This window comes from Pseudomonas sp. SCB32 (genome assembly GCF_009189165.1).
Lineage (GTDB): Bacteria > Pseudomonadota > Gammaproteobacteria > Pseudomonadales > Pseudomonadaceae > Pseudomonas.
The window spans coordinates 3192510-3219233 of record NZ_CP045118.1; the positions used below are offsets into that span (position 1 = coordinate 3192510).

The 26724-nt window shown below is 65.4% G+C and carries 22 protein-coding genes; 9 read left to right on the forward strand and 13 right to left on the reverse strand.

The window, feature by feature from the left end; translation table 11 throughout:
* The first annotated feature begins 23 nt into the window (after positions 1-23).
* Positions 24-575: a GNAT family N-acetyltransferase gene (locus GA645_RS14755; RefSeq protein ID WP_152223762.1), complete on the forward strand. Its 552-nt coding sequence runs from the start codon at positions 24-26 to the stop codon at positions 573-575.
* A 40-nt stretch (positions 576-615) separates the two neighbouring features.
* On the opposite strand, the gene GA645_RS14760 is transcribed toward GA645_RS14755, so the two are convergent.
* Both GA645_RS14760 and GA645_RS14765 read right to left on the reverse strand, forming a co-directional pair.
* Positions 616-1542 (reverse strand): cation diffusion facilitator family transporter, encoded by a 927-nt coding sequence (locus GA645_RS14760; protein WP_152223763.1) that lies wholly within the window; start codon positions 1540-1542, stop codon positions 616-618.
* A gap of 356 nt (positions 1543-1898) precedes the next feature.
* Positions 1899-3359, reverse strand: coding sequence for a serine hydrolase (locus GA645_RS14765; RefSeq protein ID WP_152223764.1), 1461 nt, complete (start codon positions 3357-3359; stop codon positions 1899-1901).
* Between the two features lie 200 nt (positions 3360-3559).
* Between GA645_RS14765 and GA645_RS14770 the strand changes: the two genes are divergently transcribed.
* Both GA645_RS14770 and GA645_RS14775 read left to right on the forward strand, forming a co-directional pair.
* Positions 3560-4510, forward strand: coding sequence for a LuxR C-terminal-related transcriptional regulator (locus tag GA645_RS14770; protein WP_178119550.1), 951 nt, complete (start codon positions 3560-3562; stop codon positions 4508-4510).
* A 399-nt stretch (positions 4511-4909) separates the two neighbouring features.
* The gene (locus GA645_RS14775) at positions 4910-5794 is read left to right on the forward strand and encodes a DMT family transporter (protein ID WP_152223766.1); all 885 of its coding nucleotides are present in this window, start codon (positions 4910-4912) and stop codon (positions 5792-5794) included.
* On the opposite strand, the gene GA645_RS14780 is transcribed toward GA645_RS14775, so the two are convergent.
* From GA645_RS14780 to GA645_RS14790, 3 genes are all read right to left on the reverse strand, one after another.
* Entirely contained in the window at positions 5787-7127 is a 1341-nt protein-coding gene (locus GA645_RS14780) for an MFS transporter (RefSeq protein WP_152223767.1), read from the reverse strand. The two genes, GA645_RS14775 and GA645_RS14780, sit on opposite strands and share 8 nt — an antisense overlap.
* Before the next feature lie 91 nt (positions 7128-7218).
* Positions 7219-8298 carry a C45 family peptidase gene (locus GA645_RS14785; protein ID WP_152223768.1) on the reverse strand — a complete coding sequence of 360 codons (1080 nt, stop codon included), beginning with the start codon at positions 8296-8298 and terminating at the stop codon, positions 7219-7221.
* 106 nt (positions 8299-8404) lie between these two features.
* A complete protein-coding gene (locus GA645_RS14790; RefSeq protein WP_152223769.1) occupies positions 8405-10126 on the reverse strand; it encodes an amidohydrolase in 1722 nt (573 codons plus the stop codon).
* Positions 10127-10232: 106 nt separating this feature from the next.
* On the opposite strand from GA645_RS14790, the gene GA645_RS14795 reads away from it, so the two are divergent.
* Positions 10233-11147, forward strand: a complete 915-nt coding sequence (locus tag GA645_RS14795; protein WP_152223770.1) for a LysR family transcriptional regulator — start codon at positions 10233-10235, stop codon at positions 11145-11147.
* A gap of 18 nt (positions 11148-11165) precedes the next feature.
* Here the strand turns inward: GA645_RS14795 and GA645_RS14800 are convergent, their stop codons facing one another.
* Positions 11166-12074, reverse strand: a complete 909-nt coding sequence (locus GA645_RS14800) for a LysR family transcriptional regulator (protein ID WP_152223771.1) — start codon at positions 12072-12074, stop codon at positions 11166-11168.
* A 401-nt stretch (positions 12075-12475) separates the two neighbouring features.
* Between GA645_RS14800 and GA645_RS14805 the strand changes: the two genes are divergently transcribed.
* Together GA645_RS14805 and GA645_RS14810 are read left to right on the forward strand one after the other, a co-directional pair.
* Complete coding sequence (locus GA645_RS14805) at positions 12476-14113, forward strand: amidohydrolase (protein WP_178119551.1); 1638 nt, start codon at positions 12476-12478, stop codon at positions 14111-14113.
* A 68-nt stretch (positions 14114-14181) separates the two neighbouring features.
* A complete protein-coding gene (locus GA645_RS14810; protein ID WP_152223773.1) occupies positions 14182-15516 on the forward strand; it encodes an APC family permease in 1335 nt (444 codons plus the stop codon).
* A gap of 136 nt (positions 15517-15652) precedes the next feature.
* On the opposite strand, the gene GA645_RS14815 is transcribed toward GA645_RS14810, so the two are convergent.
* A complete protein-coding gene (locus GA645_RS14815; protein ID WP_152223774.1) occupies positions 15653-17125 on the reverse strand; it encodes an aldehyde dehydrogenase family protein in 1473 nt (490 codons plus the stop codon).
* A gap of 223 nt (positions 17126-17348) precedes the next feature.
* Positions 17349-18089: a helix-turn-helix domain-containing protein gene (locus GA645_RS14820; RefSeq protein WP_372239807.1), complete on the reverse strand. Its 741-nt coding sequence runs from the start codon at positions 18087-18089 to the stop codon at positions 17349-17351.
* A 239-nt stretch (positions 18090-18328) separates the two neighbouring features.
* Between GA645_RS14820 and GA645_RS14825 the strand changes: the two genes are divergently transcribed.
* Both GA645_RS14825 and GA645_RS14830 read left to right on the forward strand, forming a co-directional pair.
* Complete coding sequence (locus GA645_RS14825) at positions 18329-19714, forward strand: FAD-binding oxidoreductase (RefSeq protein WP_152223776.1); 1386 nt, start codon at positions 18329-18331, stop codon at positions 19712-19714.
* Between the two features lie 11 nt (positions 19715-19725).
* Complete coding sequence (locus GA645_RS14830; RefSeq protein WP_152223777.1) at positions 19726-20085, forward strand: cupin domain-containing protein; 360 nt, start codon at positions 19726-19728, stop codon at positions 20083-20085.
* Positions 20086-20370: 285 nt separating this feature from the next.
* On the opposite strand, the gene GA645_RS14835 is transcribed toward GA645_RS14830, so the two are convergent.
* Entirely contained in the window at positions 20371-21099 is a 729-nt protein-coding gene (locus GA645_RS14835) for an alanyl-tRNA editing protein (protein WP_152223778.1), read from the reverse strand.
* A 482-nt stretch (positions 21100-21581) separates the two neighbouring features.
* Between GA645_RS14835 and GA645_RS14840 the strand changes: the two genes are divergently transcribed.
* Complete coding sequence (locus GA645_RS14840; RefSeq protein ID WP_152223779.1) at positions 21582-22388, forward strand: lytic transglycosylase domain-containing protein; 807 nt, start codon at positions 21582-21584, stop codon at positions 22386-22388.
* Positions 22389-22589: 201 nt separating this feature from the next.
* Here the strand turns inward: GA645_RS14840 and GA645_RS14845 are convergent, their stop codons facing one another.
* From GA645_RS14845 to GA645_RS14860, 4 genes are all read right to left on the reverse strand, one after another.
* On the reverse strand, positions 22590-23684 hold the full coding sequence (locus GA645_RS14845) for a hypothetical protein (RefSeq protein WP_152223780.1): 1095 nt from the start codon (positions 23682-23684) through the stop codon (positions 22590-22592).
* A gap of 111 nt (positions 23685-23795) precedes the next feature.
* On the reverse strand, positions 23796-24947 hold the full coding sequence (locus GA645_RS14850) for a Xaa-Pro peptidase family protein (RefSeq protein WP_152223781.1): 1152 nt from the start codon (positions 24945-24947) through the stop codon (positions 23796-23798).
* Positions 24948-25033: 86 nt separating this feature from the next.
* Positions 25034-25876, reverse strand: coding sequence for an ABC transporter permease (locus GA645_RS14855; RefSeq protein WP_218572326.1), 843 nt, complete (start codon positions 25874-25876; stop codon positions 25034-25036).
* Positions 25873-26724 (reverse strand): ABC transporter permease, encoded by an 852-nt coding sequence (locus GA645_RS14860; protein WP_152223782.1) that lies wholly within the window; start codon positions 26722-26724, stop codon positions 25873-25875. Before GA645_RS14860 ends, GA645_RS14855 begins: the two co-directional genes overlap by 4 nt.

Sequence of the window (26724 nt, forward strand, 5' to 3'; positions counted from 1 at the left end):
TCCAGACAACCCCGGAGCCCGGCATGAACACCTTCGACGACCAGCCGACATTGATCGGCGAAATCCTGCAACTGCGCCCGTTGCGGGCCGATGATCTCGACGCGCTCCATGCCGCCGCCAGCGACCCGCGGACCTGGGCGGGCCACCCGGCGACCGAACGCTATCGCCGCGAGGTCTTCGAGCCCTACTTCCAGTTCCTGGTCCAGGCCGGTGGCTGCCTGCTGATTCTCGATCGCACCTCCGGCCAGGCCATCGGTTGTTCGCGCTACTACCCGGTACCGGACCAGCCGGATGACATCGGCATCGGCTTCACCTTCATCAACCACCGCTACTGGGGCGGCGTGACCAACCGCGAGCTGAAGACCCTGATGCTCAGCCACGCCTTCCAGCATTTCGCGCGCGTGTGGTTCCACATCGCGCCGAGCAACATCCGCTCGCAGAAAGGCACGGCGAAACTGGGTGCGGAACTGGCCTACGAGGCCGCACTGGACCTCTCCGGCACACCCGAGCAATGGCTTTGCTATGTGTTGCCGCGCGAGCGTTGGGCAGCCCGCGCTGGCAGCCAGGAAAGATGATCGCGGCCTGAATCGCCACGATCCAGCGAGCAGAGGGCGGTCAGCGGGTCCAGAGCGGATCGCTGGTGAAGGCGATCGTCAGCCAGCGGTTCGGGCCTTCGTCCCCGATGGCCTCGCCGATCTCGTCGCGCAGCCGATCCCATTCGTCCAGGGTCTGCGCCGGCCACTTCGGCGGCACGATGAAATACAGCTCGATCTGCTGCGCCCGCCCGACCTTGGCGACATAGGCCTGGTACGCCACGAAGCCGTGCTGCGAGACGAAGGCCGAGGCCACTTCGTCGACGTGCTGTTTGAGCTCCGGCGGGGTGACCAGGAGGATGTCCTTGAAGGCCTGGCGAATGGTCAGGAAGGGAATCGGCAGGATCACCAGACAGATCAATGCCAGCACCGCCGGGTCGACGTAGGGACCGATCTGCGCGTACCCGCTCACGGTGGCCAGGTCGCCGACCAGGAAGGCAATCAACAAGGCCAGGGAGATGCTGCCGGACATCACCCAGGACTTGGCGTCGAGAGCGACGAAGTCCGAGCCGATGCGTCGGTTGGCGCGAAACTGCACCGCGGCCAGGGCGAAACAGACCAGCGTGGCGACCGCCGCATAGAGGATGGCGAAACCGAACTCCAGCGCATGACCGCCGCTGAGCAGCCGGCCGATGGCGTTGATCAGCGCGTACAGCGTCACGCCGCACAACAGCGTGCCGTTGAGTGCCAGCACCATCGGTTCCAGGTGCCAGAAGCCCATATTGAACCGCTCGGCAAGGCGCCGGCTGGCGTCGCCTTCGGTCGTATGGCGACGGATCAGCGTCGCCACCATCAGTGCCAGGCCGCTCATGCTGGCATCCGCCAGCGAGTAGACACCGTCGAAGACGATGGAAAAGGATCCCGAAAGCAGGCCGACGACAATACCGAAACCGGCCAACAGCACAGTCACGATGATGGAAAGCCGCAGGATGCCCTGTTCTGTTTTCATTGCTGGCGTGCTCCTCGCGCCTGAAGGGTTGCGTCGCCGGACGCAGGCCTGGACGGCACTGGCGGCTTCGCTGGGGGGCGCGACTATAAGCCAGGGCCCAGGCCAAGGCTATTGGTACCTGGGCAATGTTGCTCTGCACTTTTGCAAGGACGCTGGCCGGGTCGGCTATCGCTATGCAGGTAATCCAATGCCACCCGGAGGCAACGCTCGCCACAGGCAACTCGTCAGAACATATGCGGAGGGGCGATTGCTCACCTAATCCCGGCTGGAACCGGCCAGCGGTAAAATCGAGGCTCTCTCGGCCACTTGCGCTGAAAAATGCAGGGGCGCATTTATTGGCGCCCCCTGCCCGTGGATCAATGCAACGCTGCAAGCATTGCATTCAGGAAGGTCGATTCCTCGCCATAGGGGTTGCTGGCGATATAGCTTGTCTCCGATGAGTCACAGCAGGTCGGGTCCGGCTTGTCCCAGACCGACCATTGAACAACCACCAGGTTCTCCTTCTGGTTGATCGCAATCATCTGGCCGAAAACCCCGATAGCCGCGAACGTCCAGTCGGACGCCGAGCCGGGCTGCCCCTGAACGGCTGCGCGCCCCTGGATCGGAACCGCACCTGCCGGATTGGTTGTGTTTTGCAGCGGGGCGCCAATATTGGCGAACAGGGGCGATGGCTTGTGGACTCCATCATCGTTTGCGGGACTGAACCACCACATGTATCCGTATTGGCCATTGTCCGAAACCTTGGGTTCGGCCGAGGCCAACGTCCAGGTCGTGGCGTCCCGGACCCAATTCTCCGGAAGCACGGCTGAGCCGTCGGACAGGAGTCCGTTGTTCAGGACAAACAGCCCGAAGCGGCCATAGTCTCGCAGCGTTGCATTGAACCCGCCGCCGCCGAAGGACACACCGTTGGAGGTCCAGTAGTTGCCATCGGCCTCCATGCCAAAGGGCTGCCATATCTTCTGCTCAAGGTATTGGGCAAGGGACTTTCCGGTGGCGCGTTGAACCACCAGGCCACTCAAATAGGCCTCACCGGTGCTGTAGTTGAAGACGTCCCCCGGCGCGACGGGCTTTCCCGTTGCAGGATCAACAGTACGTTTCAACGTCCGCATATGATTCAGCATGCAACTCGGTGTGTCGGCCTTGTTACGCTGACAAGCCAGTTGCGCCACGATGTCTGATTTCGGGTTCAGATAGTTTTCATCCCAGCTCACACCTGACGTCATCCGCAGCATGTTGCGAAGGGACACCCCCTCATAGGCCGACCCTTTGAGTTCAGGGATGTACTTGTCCACGGTGTCGTCCAGGCTTTTGATGTAGCCGTCCTTGAGGGCGACACCCATCAACGTGGAGGTAACCGACTTACCGACCGATTTGCTGTCCCACAAGGTGGCCGCGTTGATACCCATCGCGTACTTCTCGAGGACGACGGCACCATCTTTGATTACCAACAGGCCCGTGGCCTTGCTGTGATCCATGTAGTCATCGACCGTGTTGTCACGTTTCGGCGTGCCATCGGCGCTGCTCCCATATTGATAGGTAACGGCCTGGGCGCGCGTCATCAAGGCACTGCTTCCCGAGGGCAGCGCGAGAACATTGGCCCCTCGCCGAAACGCCTCGGTACCGTATAAGTCGGCGCTATGGCTGAACCCGGCAACCTTTTCCTGAGTCGTCCATGAGAACAGATTCTTCGGGTCGGGCAGCTGCTGATTGAGCGCCGGCGTCGTGACGCCATCGCCGCCACCATAGGCGTTTAACGCACCGAGTGCCGAAATAGACGCAGCCAACAGCGTCGTGATGCTACGGGTTCTCACGTTCATAGCTTCCTTGTTCCTTCGCGGGTTCAGTTGTTGTCCGCTCAACCAGAGTCATGGGAGCGGGAGGCGCAAGTTCAGCAAGACACAGGCACTGCGCCAACCCTGCAATTGCAGTGGGCAATGGTGTGTTTGCGCCCCAACTTCAGCTGCGTAGAATCGTGGAATCATCATCTCACTGGCCTGGGGAAGGGACCCGCGAAGACATGCAACTCTCAACCCTGTCATCCCTGCTCCTGGCATGGCACCGACTCTCCGCACAGTCGACACTCGAGAATTTCCGGAGCGGCGCCCTGGCATTGCTGGAAGCCCATCTACCCATCAGCGCCGCGTGGTGGGGAGTAGCGCACTTGAGAAGTGGCTCACCCAGGGTGCTCCAGAGCTATCTTCATCGGCTCCCGGCCGGTTTCGCCGATGACTGGCTCTCGAGCGCCGAGATCGACGATCTGGCACAGACCGTCATCGAGCATCCCGGGGTCACGGTGAGATACAACGGCTACGAGACGCCGGAGGAGTTCGACGCGAACTACGGAATTGTGTCAGCGCTGTCGACGGCGGCGCCTGCCGAAGACACTGGGCTCGTGCATTTTCTATCAATCTACCGCGACGACTCGCTGCCGTTATTCACGGAGGAAGACCGCGCACTGGTCGAACTACTGATGCCCCACCTGTTCCTGGCCGAAGAGAAACAGGCACTGGCAACCTGGCAAAGCGAGCAGGCCAACGCCCGCCAGTTGACAGCGACAGTGAGCAAGCACGCCTGGCTGGAGCAAGCCACGCCCGCCTTCTGCCAGGTGTTCATGGCCGAGTTTCCCGAGTGGTTTGGGGGGCACTTACCCAATACGCTGCGCCGCATGATTCATATCGGCGCAGGGCAGTGGCAAGGGCGCACGCTGGATGTGTCGGTATCCCAAGGCAAGGATGGAGGCTGCCAATTGAGCCTGCAGCGTCGCGCCAGCCTGGGGCTTACCCGCCGGGAGGAAACGGTGGCGCGCGCCTATGCTGCCGGCGGCTCGCACAAGGAGATTGCACGCGACCTTGGGCTTAAGCCGGCTACGGTTCGCGGCTACCTTCAACAGTGCTACCTGAAGCTCAATGTATCGAACAAGGTCTCGTTGGGAGATGCATTGCGAGGTGGCAGCGGGCACCGCCCATAAATCACCCAACGCCTGAATATTTCCGGCCACGAGAGAATTCAAGCTCGGAGGCGAAGGCGCAAGACGCGCGGATGTTGATCGCACAGGAATCCAAAGGGCCTGGCGGCGCGCTTGCTGCTGCCCAGGCGTGCATCGCCGAAGGCAGCCGGGGACGGTTCGAGAACGCGCCGACCACCCGTCGCAGGGCAGCAGCAAATAGCGACTTGTCGCTCCCCGGCAGGCGCGCGCAATGGCCTCGCCAGGGCGAAAGCCGGATGGCGACGCCGACAGATAGAAAAACGTCGGTGCGCCGCCTTCCCAAGCGTCACGGGCGACCGGCAAGATAGCCGCACTCGTCATAGCCGTATTGGCCGCCGCACTTGGGTGGCCCACTTTCTGCCTTTGCGCTCCGGGATCCTTATGCAACCGCGCGACCTCGCCGCCTACCTGTTCCTCGCGATTGGCTGGGGGCTGTCCTTTCTCGTTCTGCTCAAGGCCATCGCCGGCTTCGGCTGGGCCGGGACGGTAACCTTCCGTGCGCTGATCGCCAGCTTCACCCTCTTCGCGGTGGCCAGGCTATCCGGGCGCAAGCTGAATTTCGAAGGCTTGTGGAAGCCGCTGTGCGTGGTCGGCGCCACCACGGTCGCCGGCCAACTGATCGGCCTGAGCTATGCCACCCCGCGCATCGGCACTGCCATGGCGGCGATCTTCGTTGCCGGGATTCCGCTGTTTTCCATGTTGATCGGCCGCATCTGGGGACTGGAGCGGATCACCTGGAGCGGTCTGGGCGGGCTCGTCCTGGGCTTCTTCGGCATGGTGCTGCTGGTGGGTTTCCCCACTGTGCCGATCACTCACGAGTTCATCCTCGGTTGCGTAGCCTCGGTGTTCGGCGCGGTGTGCGCGGCCTTCGGCAGCAACTATGCGAGCCTGCGCCTGCGCACTGCCGGCCCCTGGGAGGTGACCTGTGGCGCCTTCCTCATCGGCGGCCTGCTGACCCTGCCGCTACTGATCTGGGTGCCGGTACCGGGCACGCCGCAGCCGCTGGAATTCATCTATCTGCTGCTGTGTGGCTGCGTACTGAGCGCGGTGAACTACGTGGTCTATTTCCAACTGGTTGGACGAATCGGAGCCACCAGGACCATCAGCGTGGAGTTCGTCGTCACCGTGGTCGCCGTGCTGGTCGGCGCACTGGTGCTGGGCGAAAGCCTGTCGCTGATGCAGGGTCTGGGCGCGCTGATCATCCTCATCGGCTGTGCCCTGGTGCTCGGTCTGGTACCGGGCACCAGGGCACGCGCGATCAGTTGATCGCCTGCACGGACGCGGCGCCCGGCACCGCATCGTCGCGGTCGATCACGTCCATCGGCAGGCGCGAGGTTTCACGCAGCATCCACGAGCAGAACGCCACCAGCGCCAGTGCCGCCGCGCCGTACAGGGAAACGCCGAAGGGATTGCGTCCGGTGGCGATGAGGATCGCGGTAGCGATGCTCGACGCCGTGCCGCCGCCCAGTGCCGCACCGATCTGGTAGCTGAAGGAAATCCCCGAATAACGCATCTCGCGCGGGAACTGCTCGGCCAGGAACGCCGGGATCGGCCCCTGGGTCGCGCCCATGAAGAAGCCCACGGCGACGTACGCCAGCAGTGCCAGCGGCAAGCTGTGCAGGCCGATCATCGGGAAGAAGGCGAACAGTCCCACGGCCATGATGGCGGCGCCCGCGATCATCACCGTACGACGACCGAAACGGTCCGACAGGTGCCCAAAGAACGGCGCCGAGATGACGATGGCCACCGACAGGGAGAAGTCGAACAGCAAGGCTTCGCTGCTGCTGTAACCGATGTCGGTCGCATAGGCGAGGAAGAAGGTGCTGCCGATGTAGGCGATGGTGACGTAGCCGAAGGCGATGCCGATGCACAGCAGCAGCTCGCGCGGACGACGGCGGAAGGCTTCCATCAGCGGCATGCGCGCTTCGGCCTTGGGAGCGGCCTTGGGTTGCGGCTCCGCGGCGTTCTGCAGACGCGCGTAGAGGCCGATCAGTACCAGCACGCCACCGAGCCAGAACGGGATGCGCCAGCCGATGCCGGTGAGGTCGTCATTGAAGGCGAAGCTGACGATGGCGAACACCGCCGAGCCGAAGATACCACCAATGCCGATGCCCATGCTGGTGAAGCTGCCCCACAGGCCGCGACGACCCTTGGGCGCCACTTCAATGCCGAACAGCGCCGCGCCGCCCCACTCGCCGCCAGCGGCGAAGCCTTGGACCAGTCGCAGCACCACCAGCAGGAAGGGTGCGGCGGCACCGAGCGCCGCATGGGTCGGCAGGAAGCCGATCAGCAAAGTGCTGCTACCCATCAGCACCAGTGTGGCAACCAACGCCTTCTGACGACCGTAGCGGTCGCCCAGGTGGCCGAAGACCACACCACCCAGGGGGCGGGCGAAGAAACCCGCGCCGAAGGCGGCGAAGGCGATCAGCACGGCGGTGAGGCGATCCAGACCGGGGAAGAACAGTTGCGGGAAGACCAGCGCGGCGGCATAGCCGTAGATGATGAAGTCGTAGAACTCCAGCGCGGTGCCCATGCCGGAGACGCAGAAGGTGCGAAAGGCCGAACGGGACCCCGGCGCAGCGGGTGTGTGATCGATCATGGCGGCTCACTCTTGTTTTTGTGGCAAACGAAACCCGCGCAGCGGCCGGAAGGCCGCCGCGGGGCGCATGGATCGGAACTACAGGGTTACGTCAGAAACGCAGGAAACCTTCTTCCGCCAGCTTCTTCGGCGTGCCGGCGATGTACTCCAGGGCACAGCTCCGGGTGTCGATGCCGACGCTCAGCAGGGTCTCCCAGCGTTCGGTGTCGGGCATCGACAGGTCCGGGTGGAAGCACACGATGGCCTGGTCGCCCTCGGCGCCGCAGAAAGCGTCGGCGCGCTCGCGCAGGGCCACTGCGGTCATCCCGGCGATGCTGGCCTTGAGATGGTCCAGGCGCGCATAGGTGGTGGAAACGTCGGCGGTGCGCTCGCCCCAGCTCAGTTCGCCGTCGAGGAAGTGGTTGGTATGCAGCAGCCAGCCATCCTCGCGCGGCACCACCACGGAGGTGTGCGCCGGGCTCATTTCGATGCTGGCGGCGCGGGCGCGCACGTCTTCACGGGTGAACACGCTGAGCACGGTGGACGCGCTGACCCGCGCCGAACGCGCCATCTCGACGGCCTCGGTGACACTGGTGGCTTCTTCCAGCACGCGGCGGGCGATGGCATGGACCGGCACGCCGGCACTGCCGTTGTCGCTGGCGTGATGCAGGATGTTGAAGTGCACGCCCAGGCCAGCGCTGTTGACGCCGATCTTGCCGAGCATGCCGAACTCGGTGAACAGCTTGGCGGTCAGGCCGGTGGCGCCGGGGAACTGCAGCAGCAGGCCGTGGGGCACCAGGCTGTCGTGCCAGTCCCAGGTTTGCAGGCTGCGCGGCGCGGTGGCGCCTGCGGGCGCGTGAATGGAGGTGGAGCACTCGCCTTCCACCGGCTGCTGCGGCATCACCGCCAGCACTTCGGTGCGCGCGTTCAGCGCAGCCAGTTGCCACAGCGGCAGGCCAACGCCCAGGGCGAGGCCTTCGACTTCCTGCGCCAGTGCCGGGCACCAGTCGGCCAGCGCACTGAGGCTGCCTTCACCGATGGAACGGGCCTTGTCGATTTCCACACCTACGCGCGGGAAGAACTCCAGGTACAGCGCCACGGTCTGGCGGATCTGCTCGGCGAAGGTTTCGCCGATCTGCCGGCCACGCTGCAGCGGGTCGCGGATGTCGGTGGTGAAGGTGTGAAGAATCACGGCAAGGCTCCTGCAATTGCTTTTTTAAACGGATACTTTTTCAACGGCTACTGGTTCAACGAAAGTGGAGCGCCGGGGGCGCTCCGGATGGATCAGAGCTTCACGCTCAACGACTATAGACTTCGCGGCCGGCGAACCAGGTCTTGAGCACCTGGGTGTCACGCAGCGCTTCGGGCTCGACGGTGAACACGTCGCGGTCGACCAGGATCAGGTCAGCCTGCTTGCCCGGCTTGAGCGAACCGATGCTGTCTTCCAGCCGGATGGTGCGCGCGGCGTTGAGGGTGTAGGCCTGGAACATGGTCAGGCGGTCAATGTCCTCGGCGGCATTGAGCACACCCTTGGAACCGACGCGCTTGACTGCCTGGTAGATGGCCTTCCACGGATCGGGGGTGGTGATCGGCCAGTCGCTGGCGCCGGCAATGGTCGCGCCGTTCTTCAGCAGCGAGCGCGCCGGGTACATGTGCATGAAGGCCATGGCGCTGACGTAGGGCTTGACCAGATCCACGCTGTTCTCGTCGGCGGCGGCCCAATAGAGCTGCATCGAAGCGATCACGTTGAGCGGCTTGAAGCGGGGGAAGTCCTTCGGGTTGACCATCTGCAGGTGGGTAATGGAGTGCGGGATGCCGCTGTTGCGGTCCTTGCGCGCCTGCTCGATGCCATTGAGGGACTCGCGCACCGCGCGGTCGCCGATGGCGTGGATGTGCACCAGCCAGCCGCGTGCGTCGGCGGCGCTGACCAGCTCGCCGAAGTGCTTCGGATCGATCAGCAGTTCGCCGAACTTCTTCGAGTTGCTGTAGGGTTCGAGCATCGCCGCGCTCTGCGCCGGCATCTCGGCCACGCCATCGGCGAAGACCTTGATACCCGGCAGGGTCAGGTTCTTCACGCCGAGGAACTGCTGGCGCACCTTGTCCAGTTCGTCGAGGTCGGCCGGGGTGGCCTTGGAGTCGGCCATCAGCAAGGCGGCGACGTGAGCGGTCAGCCCGCCCTGCTCCGACAGCGCCTTGTAGGCCGGCAGCACACCCACCGAGTCGTTATGAATGTCGCCACCGGGGTTCTCGTTTGCCAGGGGTTCCATCCAGGCGGTGATGCCCAGCTCGTGGTAATAGCTTTGGGCGCCCTTCAGGGCTTTGAGCAACTCGTCGTTGGTCGGCAGCGGCAGCAATGCCTGTACCGGGTAGAGGCCGGCATCCACCAGGAAACCGTTGGGCGTGCCGTCGGCGGCATGGCCGATGGTGGCCTGCTCCTCTCCCTGCAGCGACTTGACTTTGGCGGCGTCGACCCCGGCCAGCTCCAGCAATGCCTTGTTGGCCCAACCGGTGTGGTAGTCGCCGCCAGCCAGGAGGATCGGCTGCGTGGCCCACTCGCCCTGGTTGAAACGCTGCTGCAGTTCGCCGACCTGGTCCCAGTAGGACGTGGGGATGCCTCCGACATAGAGGAACTTCCCACGGCGCGCACGGCCATCGTCGCGCCACCCGCGCAGCTTGCTCTCGAACTCGGCGAGCGGCATGTCCTGGTTGTTCAGGTTGGCCTGGAGCATCTGCAGGCCAGCCTTGACCAGGTGGGTATGGGAGTCGATGAAGCCGGGCATCAGCACCTGGCCGTGGAGGTCGATGACCTGGGTCGCCGGCTGCTGGAGCTTGAGGATCTGCGCGTCGGAACCGACAGCGAGAATGCGGCCGTTCTCCACCGCCACAGCCTGCTGCAGCGGCTGGCCGGGTTCGGCGGTGTAGACCTTGCCGCCGTGGAAGATGAGATCGGCGGCAGCCATACTTTCCATCGAGGAAAAAGCGCACGCCATGGAAAGTAGCGTCGGAATCAGTAGTTTCATCGCAGATCCTTAGTTATTGTTGATCTGCAGCGAAGGTTAAGCAAAAGCTCCGATTGCTTTAACACTGATTTCCCGCACAACTTCTATTCCTATCAGGAAGTAATCCTTGGACAAGATGACTGCGCTCACCATGTTCGTCGCCACTGCCGACCACGGCGGCTTCAGCCGCGCCGCCGAGCAGCTGGGCAAGACCCCTTCGGCGATCACCAAGGGCGTGGCACAGTTGGAGGCCGAGCTGGGGCAGCGCCTGTTCGAGCGCACCACCCGCAGCATGGCGCTGACCGAAGCCGGGCACATCTACCTGGAGGGGGCACGCCAGGCGTTGATGCAACTGCAGCGCGCCGGCGAGGAAGTCGAGCAACTGCAGCACGAGCTACGCGGCAGCCTGCGCATCGCCGCCCCGCCCTCCTTTGCCCCGGCCTTCTTCAACGCCGTGTGCTGCCGCTTCCTGCGCGAGCACCCGCAGGTGCGCCTGGAGGTGGACCTGGCCGACGAATTCGCCGACCTGGTGGAAGGCGGCTACGACCTCGCCCTGCGCGACGGCCCCATCGACCTGCCCGACGTGATCGCCCAGCCGCTGCTGGAAAACCGCCTGATGCTCTGCGCCACCCCGGCCTACCTGGCCAGCAAGGGCATCGACGTGACGCTGGACAACTACGAGCAGCACGACTGGCTGATCTTCCGCCACCCGCTGCTGAACCGGAACTTCTGGTGGGTACAGCGCGATGGCGAACGCATCCGCATCCGCCAGCCGGTGCCACGCGTCGCCAGCGACAACTATGACTTCCTGCTCTCCTGCCTGCTGGACGGCCAGGGGCTGCAGTTCCTCCCGCAATGGAGCGCGCAGCCCTACCTCTCCCGTGGCGAACTGGTGGAGCTGCTACCGGACTGCTGGCGCGACCAGAGCGCCTTCGGGCCCTGGGTGCATGTGCTGTACCTGCCGCACCGCAGGAGCACACGCAAGGTGCGGGTATTCATCGAGTATCTACGGGAGCATTTGCAAGGCAAAGGGTTGATCTGAGCCCCATCACGGGTAGCCCTACACCAGCCGCTGCTCCTTCAGGTATTCCCGCAGGTGCTCGATGAAAGCGAAGATCTTCCGCGTCGCGCGCCTTGTACTCGGATAGACCGCCAACAGCTCCGAGCCGAGCGCCTTGGGGTCGAAATGGCAATCATCGAGAATCGTCCGCAACCGCCCATCCCGCAGGTACGGCAACACGCTCCAGTACGGGCAGGGCAATATCCCCTGCCCGGCCAGGCAGGCTTCCAGCAACAGCTCCTGGTTGTCGCTGTTCAGCCGGCCGCTACGCGGCAATAGAGTCCGCTCGCCAGCCCGTTCGATCAGCCAGCTTTCCCCCAGCGCCGGATGGCGATAGACCAGGCACTCATGCTCCGCCAACTGCTCCGGACGCTCCGGCACGCCGTGGCGCTCCAGGTACCCGGGACTGGCGCAGAACACCACCCGGCTCTCGCCGACAGGTTGGGCGATCAGCCCCGGCAGATCGCTGTGCCCCAGGCGCAGCGCAAGGTCGTAGCGGCCGTCGAGCATATCGATGTACGCATCGCTCAAATCCACCTGCAGGCGCATCTCCGGATGCTTCTGCAGGAAGCTCGCACAGGCACCGTTGAGGAAGGGCCGGCCGAATGCCAGCGGGCCATTGATGCGCAGCCGCCCCTTGAGACTATGGTGCAGCTGCGCGATCTCCTCCTCTGATTCGCGCATCCGCTCCAACACTTCCCGCGCGGTTTCCAGGTAGAGCTGGCCCGCCTCGGTGAGGGCCATGCTGCGTGTGGTGCGCTCGAACAGCCGCGCACCGATCTCGATTTCCAGCTGGCCGACCGACTTGGCCACCGCCGAAGGCGTCTTTCCCAACTCGTCCGCGGCACGGCTGAAACTGCCGAGTTCGGCGCTGACCACGAATATCTGCAGGCTGCTGAGCTTGTCCACGATTCAGTCCGAAGTTTCGCAAGTGTTATTCCAGGCGGCAGCTTATTCACCGAGCCAAACGACCGTAGCCTCCTCGACAAGCCAACAAGAATCAAGGGATCGGCAAGCACCCCGCTGGAACACCTCCTGTCCAGCTGCCCAGCATTTTGAACCCAAAAATGAAAATGAGCCGCCCCGCCCGCTACCGGGCACTTCGTCCATCGCACCCCGCCAACCAATCGGTGACGGGGTTGGCAAGTGCTCACCGAACCTGCCCCGACACCTCCTCTTCCGTGGACGGTCCGGCGCCATCCGGGCGATACGCAGCTCCCGTGATGACGCTTCGCCGGTCGCCGCACCATCCCGCCCTCGCTGATGCAGGGTTCGAACCGTCATCCACCCGCTGCCTGCCTGGAGTCACCATGCCCACCACCGCCGAGCTGATCATCACCCACGCCGACATCCGCACCCAGGATGAGCGCAACCCGCGTGCCGAAGCCATTGCCATCGCTGATGGACGAATCCTCGCCGTGGGCAGCAATGGCGAGATCGAACGCCTGGCCGGCCCCACCACCCGCCGCATCGACGCCGGCGGGCGGCTGATGCTGCCGGGCCTGCAGGACACCCATGTGCATTTCCAGCTGAGCGCGGCAGACCTCTATCACAACGCCTCCTTGTACGACGCCACGACGGTCGAAGAACTGCTGGCGACCATCCGCGCCTTCGCCCAGGCGCATCCTGAGAAGCCCTGGATTCGTGGCGTCGGCTTCTCCTCCGCGCGCTTCAACCACGAACAGCTCACCCGGGAACTGCTGGACAGCGTCACCGACGGCCGCCCGGCGCTGATGTTCGCCAGCGACTACCACAACGGCTGGGCCAACAGCGCTGCCTTCGAGCGGGCCGGTGTACGCCCCGGTAGCGCCGAGCCGGACAACGGCGAATACATGCGCCTGGCTGACGGCACGCCGAAAGGCTGGCTGGTGGAAGACGCCATCTGGGCCATGAACCGCATCGCCCCCGGCTACAGCGACGACGACTACCTGCAGGCCATGGCGCACTACAGCAAGGCCTTCAACGCCCGCGGCATCACCGGCGTGCTGGATGCCATGGCCGCACGCAACTACCTGAAGAACTACCAGGCCTCCCATGCGCGCGGCGACCTGACCCTGCGCGTTTGCGCGACCTCGAAAGTCTTCGCGCACAAATCACTGGCCGAGCAGATGGCCGAACTCAAGGACCTGCGCACCACCTATCCGGGCGACCGCGTGCGCCTGCATTCCGCGAAGTTCTTCCTCGACGGTGTACTGGAGAACGGCACCGCCGTGCTGGCCGCGCCGCGCAGCGACACCGGCGGCAATGCAGAACTGATGTTCAGCCAGGAGCAGATCGACGAGTTCTTCACGGCCTTCGACAAGGAAGGCTTCCAGATTCACGTGCACAGCATCGGCGACGGCACAGTGCGCGCGGCGCTCAACGGCCTGGAGATCGCCCGCGAGCGCAACGGCAAGTGGGATTCGCGCCACCAGCTGGCGCACCTTCAGGTCGTCGCGCCGGAGGACATCCCGCGCTTCCGGCAACTGGGCGCGCTGGCGAACTACCAGACGCTCTGGGCGCAGCCCAACCCGGAAGCCGACGCCATCGTCGAAGCCATGATCGGCCCCGAGCGCAGCCAGTACATCTATCCGCTGGGCGAGTTCGTCCGCCAGGGCGTGACCTGCATGCTCAGCAGCGACTGGGGCGTGACCGGCTACGACCCGTTCCAGATCATCCAGTGCGCCCTCACCCGGCAGAACCCCGCGCTGGGCAGCGACAGCCCGGTGCAGACCGCCCAGCACCGCATCGGCATCGAAGACGCGGTCAGGGGCTACACGATCAACGCCGCCCACGCGGCCTGGCGCGACGACTGCACCGGCAGCCTCGAACCGGGCAAGTATGCCGACCTGATCCTGCTGGACCGCGACCTCTACGCCATCTCGCCCTACGAGATCGGCCAGACCCAGGTCCTGCTGACCCTGCTCGAAGGCCGCGAAGTCCACCGTGACGCCGCCTTCACCGGCTGAGCCTCGCAGCCACTACGCCCGTCGCATGGACGGGCATCCCTCAAGAACAACAAGATCGGAGCCTGATCATGGGCGTTGCAAACCTGCAGAGCGGAGCGCAACTCAAGCGCACCCTCGGCCTGAAAGACCTGGTGGCCTATGGCATGGCCTACATCGCGCCGATGGCGCCGCTGACCACCTTCGGCTTCGTCTGGGACGCCTCTGGCGGATTGATCGCCCTGGCCTACCTGCTGGGGGCGATCTGCATGTACTTCACCGCGCAGAGCTACGCCACGTTGTCCGGTGAAGTGCAGAGCGCCGGCTCGGTCTATGGCTTCGCCCGCCTCTGCCTGGGCGAACTGCCCGGGTTCGTCGCCGGCTGGCTCATCTTGCTGGACTACCTGCTGATCCCGGCTCTGGTATTCCTGATCATGTCGGTGGGCCTGCAGATCCTGATCCCCGGCCTCGACCGCGCGCCCTGCCTGGTGCTGCTGGTGGCGGTGTCGCTGGGCATCAACTGGTTCGGCGTCGCCGTCACCACGCGGGTGAGCATGGTCTCGGTGGTGTTGCAGTTCACCGCGATGTTCAGCCTGCTGGGCCTCGCGCTGTTCGCGCTGTCCCAGGGCAAGGGCGCGGGCACGCTGACGGCTGCGCCGTTCTTCGACGCCGGCGCCTTCGATGTCGCCAAGGTGTTCACCGCGACGTCCATCTGCGTGCTGTCATTCCTGGGTTTCGATGCCATTTCCACCCTCGCCGAGGAGGTGAAGGACAACGACCGCCGGCTGGTCGGGCGCGCCATCCTCACCGTGCTGTTCATCTGCGCGGCGCTGTTCGTGGTGACGACCTGGGTGCTGGGCAACCTGATGCCGGGCGTGACCATCAAGGATGCCTCCGCCGCCATCTATGAGCTGACCTCGACGCAGATCGGCCCCTGGCTCGCATTGGTGCTGGCCTGGGTGATCGCAGTGATGGTCGGCCTGACCAACGCGCTGCCGATGCAGGTCGGCGTATCCCGCGTGCTGTTCGCCATGAGCCGCGACCGTCAATTGCCGTCGCTGTTCGCCCGCCTGCACCGCAGGCATGGCACGCCGCACGTGGCGCTGGTGCTGTCGACGCTGCTGTCGCTGGGAATCGCGCTGGTGATGCGGGAGAAAATCGACACCCTCGCCTCCTTCGTCAACTTCGGCGCACTCACTGCCTTCGTCCTGCTGCACCTGTCGGTACTGATCAAGCTCGGCATCAAGGGGCGCAGCCGCCGCTGGTTCGCCCACTGGCTGGTGCCCATCGTCGGCATCGCGGTGGTGCTGACGGTGCTCGACGGCATGGACGTGCATGCACTGACCATGGGCAGTATCTGGCTGGCGGCCGGCGTGGTCTACGGCCTGTATCTGCGCGGCAAGGGGCGGGTCGCACTGAGCGTTTGATCCAACATGAGGCCCGAGATGCCTGGCGAGCGTAGGAGCGGACTACGTCCGCGATTTGCCACCGGGCAGCTCTGAGCTGCCGGGAAGCGATCGCGGACGGAGTCCGCTCCTACACAACGGCTTTCCGCTCCCGAGCTTATTTGATGTACCAACCCCAAGGCTGGTCGCTGAGGTACTCGGTGACCTGCTTGGTCTCCAGATAGTTGTCCAGCCCCCACACGCCCAGCTCGCGGCCGATGCCGCTCTGCTTGTAGCCGCCCCAGGGCGCCTGGGTGAAGGTCGGCTGCGAGCAGTTGACCCAGACGATTCCGGCGCGCAGGCCACGGCTCACCCGCTGGCAACGCGCCGGGTCGGCGGACATCACCGCCGCCGCCAGGCCGAACTGGCTGTCGTTCGCCAGGCGCAGTGCCTCGGCTTCGTCCTTGAAGCGGCGGACGGCGAGGACCGGGCCGAAGATTTCCTCGCGCCACAGGGCACTCTCCAGCGGCGCGTCGATGAATACCGTCGGTTCGACGAACCAGCCCTTCTCGCGATGGGCCGGGCGCTTGCCGCCAGTGGCCAGCTTCGCGCCGTCGCGCACGCCGGCCTCGATGGCCTGCAGCACCTTGGCATGTTGCCCGGCGCTGACCAGCGGGCCGAGCAGGACGCCCGGTTCCAGGCCATTGCCGATAGTGATGCGGCGCGTCTCTTCCACCAGTCGCTCCACCAGCCGGTCGTGCAGGCCATCCTGCACCAGCAGTCGCGAAGTGGCGCTGCACACCTGGCCCTGGTTCCAGAAGATGCCGAACAGAATCCACTCCACGGCGGCTTCGACATCAGCATCATCGAACACGATGAAGGCCGACTTGCCGCCCAGCTCCAGGCTGACGTTCTTGATGTCCTGGGCGGCCGCCTGCATGATCGCGCGCCCGGTCGGCACGCTGCCGGTGAAGGCCAGCTTGTCCACGCCCGGATGCGCCGAGAGCGGCGAACCAGCCTCTCGACCGAGACCGGTGACCACGTTGAGCACGCCCTCGGGCAGGCCCACGGCGTCGGCGGCGGCGGCCAGTTCCAAGGCGGTCAGCGGAGTCAGTTCGGAAGGCTTGAGCACCGCGGTGCAGCCTGCGGCCAGCGCCGGCGCGACCTTCCACGACGCCATCAGCAACGGGTAGTTCCACGGGATGATCTGCCCGGCCACTCCCACCGGCTCGCGCAGCACGCGGCAGGCGAAGCGCTCGTCCGGCAGCGCGACCACTTCACCCTCGCCGTTCAGCCCTTCGGCCAGCTCGGCGTAGTAATCGAAGCAGCCGATGGCGTCATCGATATCCCACTGCGCCTCGGGAAGCGGCTTGCCGTTGTCCTGCACTTCCAGGCAGGCCAGGTCCTCGCGACGGCCACGCAGGTTGTCGGCGATGGCGCGCAGGTAGCCGGCGCGCTCCTTGCCCGTGCTGCGGCCCCACTCGCCTTCATCGAAAGCACGGCGGGCGGACTGCACGGCACGATCGACATCCTCGCCAGTGGCGGCGGCGACCTCGGTCAGCACGGCTTCGCTGGAAGGTTCGTATACCTCGAAGCGGCCGCCCTGAGCGGGCGCCCGCCATTGGCCATCGATGTAGAGCTGGTCGCGCATGCGAAGGTCTCCTGAGCGTGTTGGAATGCTTGTGGGCCGAGCATAGGGGGACGGGCGCCGGGTTGATAACGCGGGCGCCGTACATGCGGGCACGCGCGGAGCGGACCATGCCCGAGCGCATGGCACCTCGTAGGATGGGTGGAGCTTGCGATACCCATCGCCAGTGTCACCAGCGATTGATGGGTATCGCTTCGCTCCACGCCATCCTACAAAAGCGGCCCGATCACGAAGCCGCCTTCTGCTCCAGATAGGCCTTGGGCGACAACCCCGTCTCCTCACGGAAGCAGCGGTAGAAGGTCGACAGCGAGCGGAACCCCGCCGCCCGCGCCAATTCGTCGATACGGGTGACGCTGGTGGCATCGCCCAGTTGGCTCAACAGGTGACGCAGGCGCAGCTGGTTCAGGTACTGGTAGAAGCTCAGGCCCAGCACCTGGTTGAGGAAATAGGAAATCTGGTTGCGCGTATAGCCGGTGGCCGACGCGACCTGGGGCATGTCCAGGTCCGGGTTGAGGAACGGCCGGGTCTGCTGGAAGTACTGCTGGATATCGCCACCCAGCAGGCTCAACTGCCGAGCGGAAAGCCCCAGCCGGCTGTCAGCCATGCGCGGTTGCGGCTCACTGGCGGGCTTTTGCGGCTGGCCGACCAGCGCAGCGTGTTCGTTGACGCGGATGATCCGGCGATCACGCACGGTGTACGCCTCGGTGGTGCGGAAGGACACCAGCCCCTGGGTGCCGCGCAGGGTCACCTGGTACTGCAGGAAAGCCGTGTCGCCGTCCACCCGCAAGCGGTCGGTGTAGACCTGCGATTCGTCCCCTGCTGCCGGCATGCTGGTCTGGAGGTATTCGCGCAGCTCCGCCGGATCGATCCGACGCCCCTGGAAGAAGTCGTTGTATTCCACCTGTGGGTCAAACAGCGCCATCAGCGCGTCGACGTCATGGCGGCGCCAGGCCTGGTGGTAGCGCATCACCACGGCATGGGTAGCGGCGCTCGCCGGATCGGGCTGGTAGGTCGCACCTTCGAGGGTGGCGCTCCAGCCCTGTTCATCACTCATTCAGATTCCCCTGCCGGTCTGTGCCGGCTCCGATGCTCCGGGCGTGCCCGCAAAGAGCGGCGGACCGTATGCCTGGCCCCCGTGAGCGTTACAAGATTTCGGACGCGGCCCGAAGACCGCTTTTTCTTCCGACATTCTGCCGGAGTTTTCCGATGACATCCGCCCAACTTGCACGCGCCACTCCCAGACCCTTCTGGCTCGATACCCTCGGCCCCGCTCCTGCCGCCCCTCCGCTGGAGGCCGATCGCAGCTTCGACCTGGTGGTGGTCGGCGGCGGCTTCACCGGCCTCTGGACCGCTTTGCAAGCCCGCCAGCGCCGACCCGGTGCGAGCATCGCAGTGGTCGAGGCACGCCGTTGCGGCGGCGAGGCCAGCGGACGCAATGGCGGTTTCTGCGCACCCAGCATTTCCCACGGTGTAGGCAACGCCCTGCGCCGCTGGCCGGAGGAAGCCGAAACGCTGGTGCGCCTGGGCCGACAGAACCTCGATGAGTTCGAGGCGGACCTGAAGCGCTTCGGCATGAACGTGGAGTTCGAGCGCCGTGGCAAGCTCAGCGTCGCCATGCAGCCCTGGCAGGTCGATGGCCTGCGCGGCATGCAGCGCAACTACCAGCGCTTCGGCATCGACTGCGAGTGGCTGGAAGGTTCGGAACTGGCGCAGCGGCTGGACTCGCCGATGTACAAGGCCGGCGTGTTCGAGCCCAACTACGCCCTGCTCAACCCGGCGAAGATGGCCGCCGAGCTGCGTCGGGTTTGCCTGGATCAAGGCATCGAACTGTTCGAGAACACCCCCGTGCACGAGATGCACCAGCGCGGCGACCGCCTGATGCTGCGCTGCGACCGTGGTGAGCTGGAAGCCGGGCAGATCGCCCTGGCGACCAATATCGCGCCGCCGTTGCTCGGCCACCTGAATTCCAGCGTGATTCCGGTGTACGACTACTCGCTGGTCACCCAGCCGCTCTCCGACGACCAGTTGCGAGCTATCGGCTGGGTCGACCGCTACGGCATCGCCGATGCCGGCAACCAGTTCCACTACCTGCGCAAGACCGCCGACAACCGCATCCTCTGGGCCGGCTTCGACGCCATCTACCACTTCGGCAGCCGCCGCGACGAGTCTCTGACCCAGCGCCCGGAAAGCTTCCAGCGCCTGGCCGAGCAGTTCCGCGAAGCCTTCCCCCAGCTAGGCCCGGTGCAGTTCAGCCATGCCTGGGGCGGCATCATCGACACTTCGGCGCGCACCACGCTGTTCACCGGCTGCGTGCTCGGCAACCGCGTCGCCTATGCGCTGGGCTTCACCGGCCAGGGTGTAGCGGCCAGCCGCTTCGCCGCACTGAACATGCTCGACCAGCTGGCCGGAGAACGCACCGAGCGCACCCAGCTGCGCATGACCTCGCAGAAGCCCTTCCCCTTCCCGCCCGAGCCGCTGCGCTACCTCGGCGTGCGCCTGGCCCAGCGTTCGCTGGCCAAGGAAGACCGCACCGGCCGCCGCGACCTGCTGCTCAAGACCTTCGATGCCTTCGGCGTCGGTTTCGATTCCTGATGGAGAACCCCATGTCCAGCCTGCCCCGCCACGTCATCGACTTCGCCAACCCCGACCTCGCCCCGCAGGAACGCGAGATCAACGATCCGGCCATCGTCGATGCGCCGTACCAGAGCCGCAGCTGGCGGCACTTCAGCGCTCCGGAAAAGAACGCCATCGCTGGCATCTGGGAAGCCGGCGTGCACCTGGAGCGCTGCGAGTGCGACTACGACGAGCTGTGCCACATTCTCGAAGGCACCGTGCGCCTGACCGACGCGGACGGCGTGGCGAAGACCTTCGGGCCGGGGGACTCCTTCGTGGTGGCGGCGGGCTTCAAGGGCACCTGGGAGAACCTCACGCCGGTGCGCAAGGTGTATTTCATTCTCGGCTGAGGCCTGCTTGAGGAAGGTCTCGCAAGGTGCGTAGGAGCGGACTCCGTCCGCGATTGGCCTCGCCCAGCTCCGGGCCAAACCGGCGCGGCGGTGATTCGATCGCGGACAGAGTCCGCTCCAACCTTCTTCTGGATCCCCGCGTTCGCGGGGATGACGCAGAGGAGCGCGAACCTTGCTCCCGTCACTCCCGCGAACGCGGGAGCCCAAAAGACAGTTGCTCCTGCGTCATCGCCACCCTGTAGGCGTGGGCCCGCGAACAGCGTCCGCAGGACGCTCCTCTTCCCGTCAATTCAGCGTCAACACCACCCGCCGCGTGCGGGCGGTCTTCTTTTCCATTTTCGACACACGCACGCCGCCGATCTCCGCCGTATTGGCCACATGGGTGCCGCCACATGGCTGCAGGTCGATACCTTCGATGCGCACCAGCCGCACCTGACCAAAGCCCATCGGCGGTTTCACGCTCATGGTGCGCACCAGCTCGGGGTTGGCGGCCAGTTCCTCGTCGCTGATGCTGTCGATATTAACCGCAGCCGCTTGCGCCACGAACTCGGCCAGGCGCACATCGATCTCCTCCCGCGACAGCGGTTCCGTAGTAACGAAATCCAGCCGCGCGTAATCGCTGGTGATGCTGCAGCCGTCCACCGGGTACGGCAGGATCGCGCACATCAGGTGCGACGCGGTGTGCAGGCGCATGTGGCGGTGCCGGCGCTCCCAGTCGATTTCCACCTGCACCGGCTGGCCTACTTGCAGGTCGGCCGCCGCCAACTGGTCCTCGGCGATCAGGTGCAGTACGTCGTCGGGACCGGCTCCCTCGATGGGCGCCTTGCGCGCGTCGGTAATGCGCAGTCGCGTGCCATCGGCCAGGCTCAGCCAGCCGCTGTCGCCGGCCTGACCGCCACCCAGCGGGTAGAACACGGTGCGATCGAGCAGCACGCCGGTCTCGGTGACCTGGCGGATGTGCGCCTCGCAATGGGTGAGGTAGGTATCGCGGCGAAACAGTGCTTGAGTACTCATCAGGCTCTTCCTTGGGCTTCCAGCGAACGGAACCGCCACTCTACGCCTACACCGGAGCAGACATCGCCGCGAATTCCGTAGCCCGATGCCTATAACCGCCTCGCCTGCTCGCAGCATCTTCAGGTTCTTGCACAAAAATCGGACATCCGCTCTGCCCCGTGAGTCGGGATTGACGTAGGAGCGGATTCATCCGCGATGTCTCCTCGGTGGATGCCGATCCCGCACGCAGCCCGCTCCTACGCAACGGCTGGCCCGCTGCGGGACGCACACTTGAAACAAACACCGCCCGGCGCCGAGTCCCGCAGCGCCGGCAAGCCGTACGTCATCCCGAAATCCAGGGCCGCCTGCAAGGGTTATAACTACCCGAACGAAACGGCAGGTTCTGGGGAGTCGGGCCTGCAACCACTGCCCTTGTCGGCGTTCACCTCTTGCACGGATCAGTGCCCACGGCCTGATCGGCGCCTGTGGCGCGGAGCGGTTTGATGAGTTCCAGAGCGTGGCGTTGGGCTCGCAGGGGCCTTCCTGGCTGCATCGGGCTGGCATTGCTGGTTGCTCCGCTTTATGCCAACGCCCTGTTCCGCTGCCAGGCGCGGGACGGAACCGTCAGCCACACCAGCCATGCTATCGCCGGTGCGCACTGCACGCTTCAGAACGGCAAGGCTGGCGCTGCTACCGGCGCCAGGCCAAAGGCCGCGCCAATGTCCGAACGAAGTGACGCCGCAGGTGCAGAGCGCATTCGGGTGTACACCTTCGTCCACAAGGGGGTTCGCCAGTATGTGAGCCGACGCCCCGTGGGGATCCCAGAACGGGTCGATGTGCTGGAGGTGTATTACATCAAGGGCTGCTACCTGTGCATGGCGCCGAAGGATTTCAATGTCGCCACCCTGCATCTGGACACCCGTTCCTATCAGCGCGAGATCGAGGCTGCTTCGAAACTATACGGCGTCGACAGGTCGCTGGTCCGCGCGGTGATCCATGCCGAATCGGCGTTCCAGCCGAACGCCATTTCCATCGCTGGCGCCCAGGGGCTGATGCAGTTGATGCCCGACACCGCTGTGCGCTTCAACGTGACCAATCCGTTCGATGCGCGACAGAACATTCGCGGCGGCGTGCGCTACCTGGCTTGGCTGCTCAAACACTTCAATGGCAATCAGACATTGGCGCTGGCAGGCTATAACGCCGGCGAGGCGTCGGTGGAGGAGTACAACGGCGTGCCGCCCTACGCCGAGACACGATTCTATGTCTCCCGCGTGCAGTCGCTGACCGAGCGTTATCGCAATCATCGCTAGGACGTTGGGCGCCAACGCCAGCGATGGTTCGCGAGCAGCGACGGTAAGCCCCATTACGTAGGGCGCATAACCTGGAACAGGTTATCCGCCAGACCTTCTGCCGGAGCGGCGCCGAATCGATCGCGGACGGAGTCCGCTCCTACGCTAACCCTGCCCCCTACGCAGGCGGTCAATCCGGCGCGAACGGATCGCGCCGGAGGCTCAGGCGAACTTCCACCCCGCCGTCGCCAGCCGCGCATCCAGCGCGGCGAGATCGGCTTCCACCCGCGCCGCCGGTTCCGGCATATACGCCAGCGGGTCGGGCAGCGTGGACGGCTGGCCGAGGAAGCCTTCAGTCGCGGCATGCAGGCAGTACGCGCTGTAGGCCGGGTTGTAGCCGCCTTCCTGCACCACCAGCAGGCGACCCTGGCAGAGCTCGTCGGCCAGCGCGCGGGCGCGGCGGGCCAGACGATTGAAGCCCTGCATGGTCACCAGCTGGCGGCCGTTGGGGTCGAACTGCGAGGCGTCCAGGCCGTTGGCGATGATCAGCAGGTCCGGCTTGAACGCGCGCAGCGTCGGCTCGACAAAGCGGCTGAAGACCATCTCGTAGAGCTGGTCGCCAGAGCCCATCGGCAGCGGCAGGTTGAGGTTGCTGCCTAATCCCGCGCCAAAGCCGCGCTCGTCCACCGCGCCGGTCTGCGGGTGGCTCGGGCCCCAGGCGCCGTGGTCCATGTGCAGCGAGACGGTGAACACCGAGGGATCGTCGTAGAAGCCTTCCTGCGTGCCGTTGCCGTGGTGTACGTCCCAATCGACGATGGCGACGCGTTCCAGGCCGGCCGACTGGGCCGCACGTGCGGCAATCCCGGCGTGATTGAAGAAGCAGTAGCCGTCCGCCATGGCTGGCGCGGCGTGGTGACCCGGCGGGCGCACCAAGGCCATGGCCGGATGGCCGCTGGCCAATACGCTCTCCAGCGCCGCCAGGCTGGTGCCGGCAGCGGCCAGCAGCCCGGCGAGGCTGCCGGCGGACATCAGCGTGGTGCTGCTGAAGCGCTTGCCCTGGGTATCCGCCTCGAAGATGCCGCGCAGGTAGTCGGCATCGTGGAAGCGCAGCAGTTCTTCTTCGTTGGCATGGCGACCTTCGTGCCAGCGCAGCGAGTCGGCGACCGGGCCGCGCTGGAGGATGGCGCGCATGTTGAGCAGCCGGGGATTGCTCTCCGGGTGCAGCAGTTGCTCGGCCAGCAGGTCGCTGGGCGGCGCTTCGAACACGCCGGCGGCGGTGTCGTGGCGCAGCACGTCGTCGTGCCAGAAAATATCCATCGTGTGACTCATCAGAAGCCCTCGGTTTCCATCACTGCGCCACAGGCGCAGACACGCAACATGGATTCGCCCCGGGCCGGCCAGCGAAGCGCCGCCGGGGGCGAACGCCCATCAGTCGATGATCGTCAGCTCGGGCGGAATCTCCGACAGGCTCGCCGAGCCCTTCTCGCCGCACAGCACGGTGTCGCCGAGCTTGATGCCGAAGCCTTCGTTGTACAAGGACAGGTTGGGCTCGATGGAGAACGACATGTTCGGCTGGAACACGTGGTCGTCGGCCTCGTCCACCATCATCGCTTCCAGCCAGGTCGGCGGGTAGGCCAGGCCCAGGCTGTAGCCGATGCGGTGCACGCGGGTGCGCGACAGGTCGATGCGATCGAGGATCTGGTTGCACACGCGGTTGGCCTCGCCCACCGGGGTACCCGGCTTGGCGATGTCGATGGCAGCATTGAAGGCCTCGGTGAGCAGGGTCGCCACCTCCTTCACTCGCGGGCTGGGTTTGCCGATCACCGCGGTGCGCATGAGGATCGCGTGGTAGCGGTTGCACACGCCCGCATGCTCGAGGATCACCACGTCGCCGTGGCTGATGGTCTGGCGGTGCGGCATGGCGTGGGTCATGGTGCTGCGGCGGCCGGTGGCGCACATCGGGCTGATCGCCGAGTACTCGCTGCCGGCACGGCCCAGGGCGTTGGCGACGATGCCCGCCACTTCCACTTCGGAGATGCCCGGACGTAGCGCCTCGAAGGCGGCCAGCATACCCTGGTCAGCCATGCGCGCGGCGCTGCGCTGGTATTCGATTTCCTCGGCGGTCTTGATCAGGCGGTTCTCGGCGACCAGCGGGCCGGCGTCCTCGAAGCGGGCTTCGGGCATATAGCCCAGCAGCGCGTTGTACTGCGCCGGGGAGAAGGTCGAGGCGGTCATTTCCAGGCCGATGCGCGCCTGGGACAGGCCAGCCTGGGCGAGCACGTCGGCGACGATCTTCAGCGGGTCCTGCCTGGCGATGTCATAGAAGATCGCCTCGTTGATGCACGACAGCTCCCAGGTGCAGGGCTCCTCGCTGGTGCGGGTGAGGAACACCGGCTCGGCCAGCTTCGGCGAGATGATCAGCGCCTGGTACCAGAGGAAGCCCAGGCTGTCGAAACCGCTCAGGTAGTTGATGTTGTCCGGGTAGTTGACCACCAGGGCATCCAGGCCACGATCGGCCATGCGCCGTTTGACGGCTTCGACGCGTTGACGGTAGGTGCGCGCGGGGAAAGCGGTAAGCATGGGGATTCCCTCCTCAGGGACAAGGTGTAAGCGACAGGCAGTTCGACTGGTCGCCAAGGTGGCGACCGGATGTAAATCGGGGTAAGTCAGGAAGGCGGCTGTCGGCGCTCCAGGTACATGCGCAGCAGCATCACCGCCAGGGTGAGGACGATCATCAGGGTGGACACGGCGGCGATCGCCGGGTCGAGGTTGTAGCGCAGGCCGTCCCAGATGCGCTTGGGCAGCGTCACCACGTTCAGGCCGCTGGTGAACAGGGTCACCACCACCTCTTCCCAGCTCATCACGAAGCCCATGAAGAAGCCGCCGAGGATGCCGCCGCGCACGTTGGGCAGCAGCACATGCCAGAGCGTCGGCCAGAGCCCGGCGCCGAGCGAGCGCGAGGCCTTGTACAGGCTCAGGTCGAGCCGCGCGTAGGCCACCAGCAGGGCGATCACCGAGTACGGCAGCGCCATCAGCAGGTGGCCGAAGCCGACGCCCAGCAGGTTGTCGAGAATCCCCAGACGCGCGTCGAGGTAGTAGATCGACATCGCCGAGACCACCTGCGGGACGATCATCGGCAGCAGCACGATCAGCGTCAGCACGGTGCGGAAGCGCCGCTGCAGCCAGATGCCGGTGGCGAACAGGAAGGCCAGCGCCGTGGACAGCGCGCCGACCACCAGGGCCAGGCCCAGGCTCTGCAGGATCGACACCAGCCAGGCGCCGTCGAACAGCGTCGCATAGTGGCGCAGCGACCAGCCGCCCTCCGGGAAGGCCAGGTAGCGTTGGTTGCCGAACGACAGCGGGACGATCACCAGGATCGGCAGCAGCAGGAACAGCGCGGACAGCGCCAGGGCGGCCCAGGACAGCCAGCGGCCGACCTGCGGGCGTGGCAGTTGCGGCTTTTTCACGCCCTTGGGCATGGCGGAGAGATAGGTTCCCTGCTCAGTCACAGCTCAGTCCTCCCAAGCAGGCGGCGGAAGCCGATGAGTTGTCCGAACAGCAGCGCGCAGCCCACCACCAGCAGCATCAGCACGATGCTCAGCGCCGCGCCCAGGCCCCAGTTGGAGAGCTGGAACATCTGCACGTAGATGTACTCGGCGAGCATCGCGGCCTTGCCGCCGCCCAGCAGCGCCGGTGTGACGAAGCAGCCGAGGCTGAACACGAAGACGATGGCGGACGCGGCGACCACGCCCGGCAAGGTCAGCGGGATGAAGACGTCCTTGAGCGTCTGCCAGCGGCTGGCGCCCAGGCTGCTGGAGGCGCGCAGCAAGCTGTCGTCCACCTGTTTCAGCGAGGACAGCAGCGGCAGCACCGCGTACGGCACCATGAAGTGCACCATGCCGATCAGCGCGCCCAGTTCGTTGCGCACCAGCGGCGGCGGCGCGTCGAACCATCCGGTGGCCATCAGCCCCTGGCTGACCAGCCCACCGTTGCGCAGCAGCACCAGCCAGGCGAAGGCGCGGATCAGCATCGACAGCCAGAACGGCAGCAGCACGAACAGCTCGATCAGCTGTCGGCCGCGCGGCGTCGCGAAACGCCAGCGATAGGCGATCAGGTAGGCGATGGCGACGCTGATCGCGGTGGTCAGCAGGCAGATGCGCAAAGTGCGCCAGATCACTGCCTGCAGGTTGGCGTTGTCGGCGATGGCCGCGTAGTTCTGCGTGCCCCACTCCGGCAGGCTGAAACTCCAGCCCAGCACGCCGAGGGTCGGCAGCAGGTAGCCGACCACGACGAGCACAGGCAGGGGCAGGATCAGCAGGCCGTAGACCGGCAGCACGCCCGGTGCAAAGAGTCGCAT